Below are 4418 nucleotides of genomic sequence, written 5' to 3'. Positions count from 1 at the left end.
CGCCTGAGCAGAGAGGGCCCCGTCCAGGGGCCCTCGATTGCGCGAAGCGCCGACACGCCGCGGTGCGGAGCGCCCTTCCCTACCCCCGCAGCACCTTGCCCAACGTCCCCCAGGTCGGCGACTCCCCATGCATCAGGATCCCGACCCGGAAGAGCTTGCCCGCCGCGCGGCTCGCGAGCCAGATGGTGACGATCATGATGAGCCAGCTCAGGCCGATCTGCCACAGGGGCGGTGTCTCGACGCAGACGCGCATGAACATGATCACCGGCGCGAAGAACGGCACCAGGCTCAGGATCACCGCCAGGGGGGCGTCGGGCGCCCGCAGGATGACGCTCATCAGCACCATCGGGATCACCAGGCCCATGGCCAGCGGCATGTGGAACTGCTGGCTGTCCTGCACCGTGTTGCACATGGCCCCCACGCCGGCGTAGAGGGTGGCGTAGAGGAAGAAGCCGAGCACGAAGAACATGACGAACGAGATCAGGATCGTCGGCGTGAGGAACGCCATGTCGAGGGTGAAGTCGCCGACCGACACGCCGCGACTGGAGAGCAGGAGCATCGTTCCGGCCCAGATGCCGAACTGGGTCAGTCCGGCCAGGCCGATGCCGAGCACCTTGCCGAGCATCAGGTTCTCCGGCGAGACGCTGGCCAGCAGCACCTCGACCATGCGGCTCGACTTCTCCTCGATGACGGCGGTCAGCGTGTGGCTGCCGTACATGATCACCATGATGTAGATGATCATGATGAGGATGATGGCCACCGCGAAGCTGGCCTCGTCGTCCGAAGCCTGCTCCTCGCCCGTGTCGGTCACGGTCAGGCTCTCCCAGGTCGTGCGCGCGGCGAGATAGGTGTAGAGCGAGTCGGGCACCTCGGCCGCGGCCATGCGCTGTTCCCGCAGGATCTGGTTCATGATCGGGCGCAGGATCTCCTCGCGGAGGATCGTCGCGCCGACGGACTTGTTGTAGAACGTCACCTGCGGGCGGTCCAGGAAGTCCGGCGCCACCAGCACGCCGCTGTGGAGCGACTCGCCCAGGATGCCCTGCTTCAGGGTTTCGACCGCCGCGTCCGGCCCGTCCGGACCCACTTCGACGCGCTCGAGCACGAGCGACTCGCGGCCCTGGTCCGCCGCCACGGCGACCATGCGGTCGAAGTACATCCCCGACGGATCGACGACGCCGACCCGGCGCTCGTTGTCGCCGCCCTTGTCGCCGAGCAGGACCGGCAGCACGATGAACATGGACATGAGCGCGGGTCCGAGCAGCGTCCCGACGAGGAAGCTCTTGGACCGCACGCGCTCGAGATACTCCTTGCGAACGACCGTCAGCACCTTCGTCATGCCGCCACCTCCCCGCGCCGCCGGGCGACGGCCGTCAGGAAGATCTCGTTCAGGCTCGGTCGGTTCGCCGAGAAGAGGGTCAGGGGCCCGGCCGCCGTGAGCGCCGGCAGCAGGCTGCGCGGATCGGTCCCTTCGGCGAGGGTCAGCACCCAGCTGCCCTCGTTGAAGACGCGGTGGGTCACGCCCGCCAGGTCGGCCGGCGGTTCGACCTTGCCTTCCCACGCCACGCGCACCGACTTGAGGGGGAACTTCTCCCGCACCTGGTCCAGGGTCCCGTCGAGGATCACCTCGCCGCCCTCGATCAGGCAGATGGCGTCGCAGATCTTCTCGGCCTCGGCCAGCATGTGGGTCGAGAAGATGACCGTCGTGCCGGCCTGCTTCTCCTCGAGGATCATCTCGCGCAGCAGTTCGATGTTCAGGGGGTCCAGCCCGCTGAAGACCTCGTCCAGGATCACCACGTCCGGCTTGGCGATGAAGGTGGCGGCGAACTGGATCTTCTGCTGCATGCCCTTGCTCAGGGCGTCGACCTTGCGGTCGCGGTAGTCGGCGAGGCCCAGGCGCGCCAGCCAGGCGTCGGCGCGCCGGAAGGCCTCGGCCCGCGGCACGCCCTTCAACTCGGCCAGGAAGACGAGCTGGTCGACGCACTTCATCTTGCGGTACAGGCCGCGCTCCTCGGGCAGGTAGCCGATGCGGTCGCGCAGGGTGCCGTCGAGCACCCGGCCGGCCAGGCGGATCTCGCCGCTGTCCGGCAGCAGGATCTTCATGATGCTGCGGATGGTCGTCGTCTTGCCCGCGCCGTTGGGGCCGAGGAAGCCGTAGATGCTCCCCCGCGGGATGCTCAGGTTCACGTCCTGGGCGGCGCGCTTCGCGCCGTAGGTCTTGGTCACCGCGCGCAGGGTGAGGATGGGCTCGCCCACCGGCGGCAGATCGATGGCGGTCGTGGTCATGGGTTCTCCCCGGGTCGGTCGTTGCGGCGGACCCCGGTCGGGGCCTGTTCCTCCGCGTGCATTATAGGTCGGCAGCCGGCGCTGACAAGGACGCACCGGTCGCGGACGTACTCGTGGATCGAGGGGAGTATTCGCGGCGACGCCGCGGACGACGCGGCCCGCCCCCCCCTGAATGCCACGAAAAAGGCCCCGGGAGCACACGAAGTGTCCCGGGACCTTACATGACCGAACCCAGAAGGGGGCAGGACGGGTCCGGCCAATGATTCTGCGGCCGGACGGTCGCTTGCACCGCGGGTCGGGGATTCCCTGATATCCCGACTCACGGACGTCGGCTCCCGCCCTGGCCGCAGTTCTGTTCTGCAGCGATGATCGGCACCACCGTTCACGCAAGTATCACAACGAGATTCTTTTTTCGGGAGCCTCACGATAAATCACGAAATTTCGGGGCTTTTTGAACAATTATTCCTACGGCTTTCCGACGCGGAATCCTTGCTCGCCCCGAAAGGTCATGGTATAATTCGATTTACAAAAACCGACCGCGATTCGTCAGGAACCCCTGCGGGGGACGTCGACCGAGGAAGTGAGGGCCCCGCCAATGACCGCCACGGGCACCCTGGCCAAGAAGCTGCTGGTCATCGAGGATGACCGCGAACTGATCGACCTGCTGACCCTTCACCTGACCGCCGAAGGCTACCAGGTGGATGCCGCCGCCGACGGCGAGGCCGGCCTGCGGGCGTTCGAGTCGGGCCAGTACGGCCTGGTGATCCTCGACTGGATGCTGCCTTCGACGAGCGGCATCGATGTCCTGCGCGAGATCCGCTCGGGCGACGTGCGCACGCCGGTGCTCATGCTCACGGCACGCGGCGAGGAGGCCGACAAGGTCCTCGGGCTCGAGCTCGGCTGCGACGACTACCTGACCAAGCCCTTCAGCATCCGCGAGCTCACGGCCCGCATCAAGGTGCTGCACCGCCGCATCGAGCGCGCCGAGGAGCTCGCCCGCATCGCGTCCGGCGACCGCATCATCGATCTCGGTCCGCTGAAGATCGACCACGGCAAGCGCAAGGTGCAGGTGGGCGGCGAGCCCGTGCAGCTGACGGTGAAGGAGTACGACCTGCTCTACACCCTGGCGTCGCGGCCCGGCCGCACCTACAGCCGCCGGCAGCTGCTCGACCTGGTCTGGGACCAGGACACCGACGTCTACGAGCACACGGTGAATTCCCACGTGAACCGGCTGCGCAACAAGATCGAGGACAACCCGAACCGGCCGCGCCTGATCCTCACCGTGTGGGGCATCGGGTACCGTTTCACCGAGGAATTCCTCTAGGAAACCTCCGCACCCCGAGGACGACGGCACCGCGATGAAAGCCCGCCTGCCCCATTTCGCGAACACCCTGCTGTTCCGGATCTCGGCGACGTTCCTGCTGCTGCTGGGCGTCAGCCTGGGCGGCTGGTACCTGTGGATCGAATCGAACGTCTTCAACCCGTACGCCGACGAGGCCGAGCAGAACTGGTACGAAGACCTGGCGGCCGACGAACTCGACGCCCTGGCCGCCCGCCTGGCGGTCCCCGGTCTCTCACCGGCCGAGCGGGACGAGTTCCTCGTGGCCTACGGCGCCGCTGTGGCCGCGTACCAGGCCGAGGTCATCGTCTTCGACGCCGAGGGGAACCAGTTGGCCTCGTCGGCCCCGGACAGTCTGGCCGAAGCCGTGCCCATGGTCGCCGCCGACCTCCTCAACGACATGAGCGACGGCGACTGGGACTACGGCAGCTATCCCGATCCGGCGAACCTCGAAGCCTATGTGAACCGCATCTTCGAGGTCGACCGCATCATGGCCGGGGACGACATCGCGGGCTACCTCGTGGCGAGCTACGCCCCGGTCGACCTGCTGGGCGACGACCTGAACCAGCAGATGGCCATGATCCACGCCCAGGACCGCATCGTGAAGGCGCTGGCCGCGCTGCTCATCTACTCGGCCGTCACCGCGCTGCTGATCATGGCCTGGACGAGCGCCCGCGTGGGCAAGCTCTCCGACGGCGTCGCGGCCTTCGCGGGCGGCGACCTCGCCCATCGGGTGCACGTGCGCAGCACCGACGAGATCGGGCAGCTCGGCCGCAACTTCAACGCCATGGCCGCG

General features: G+C 67.4%; 4 protein-coding genes. 2 read left to right on the top strand and 2 right to left on the bottom strand.

Features of this window, described 5'->3' with window-relative positions:
• Positions 1 to 79 precede the first annotated feature (79 nt).
• Both KDM41_14430 and KDM41_14425 read right to left on the bottom strand, forming a co-directional pair.
• Positions 80 to 1336, bottom strand: a complete 1257-nt coding sequence (locus KDM41_14430) for an ABC transporter permease (GenBank protein MCB1184623.1) — start codon at positions 1334 to 1336, stop codon at positions 80 to 82.
• A complete protein-coding gene (locus KDM41_14425) occupies positions 1333 to 2283 on the bottom strand; it encodes an ATP-binding cassette domain-containing protein (protein ID MCB1184622.1) in 951 nt (316 codons plus the stop codon). Before KDM41_14425 ends, KDM41_14430 begins: the two co-directional genes overlap by 4 nt.
• A 595-nt stretch (positions 2284 to 2878) precedes the next feature.
• Here KDM41_14425 and KDM41_14420 point away from each other — a divergent pair.
• Together KDM41_14420 and KDM41_14415 are read left to right on the top strand one after the other, a co-directional pair.
• Positions 2879 to 3607 carry a response regulator transcription factor gene (locus KDM41_14420; protein MCB1184621.1) on the top strand — a complete coding sequence of 243 codons (729 nt, stop codon included), beginning with the start codon at positions 2879 to 2881 and terminating at the stop codon, positions 3605 to 3607.
• Between the two features lie 34 nt (positions 3608 to 3641).
• Positions 3642 to 4418, top strand: a 777-nt coding sequence (locus tag KDM41_14415) for a HAMP domain-containing protein (protein MCB1184620.1), incomplete at its 3' end; no start/stop codon positions are given.

Source organism: bacterium, from assembly GCA_020440705.1.
Lineage (GTDB): Bacteria > Krumholzibacteriota > Krumholzibacteriia > LZORAL124-64-63 > LZORAL124-64-63 > JAGRNP01.
Note: the sequence above shows the minus strand (reverse complement) of the source record. Positions and strands in the feature narration are given on the sequence as shown.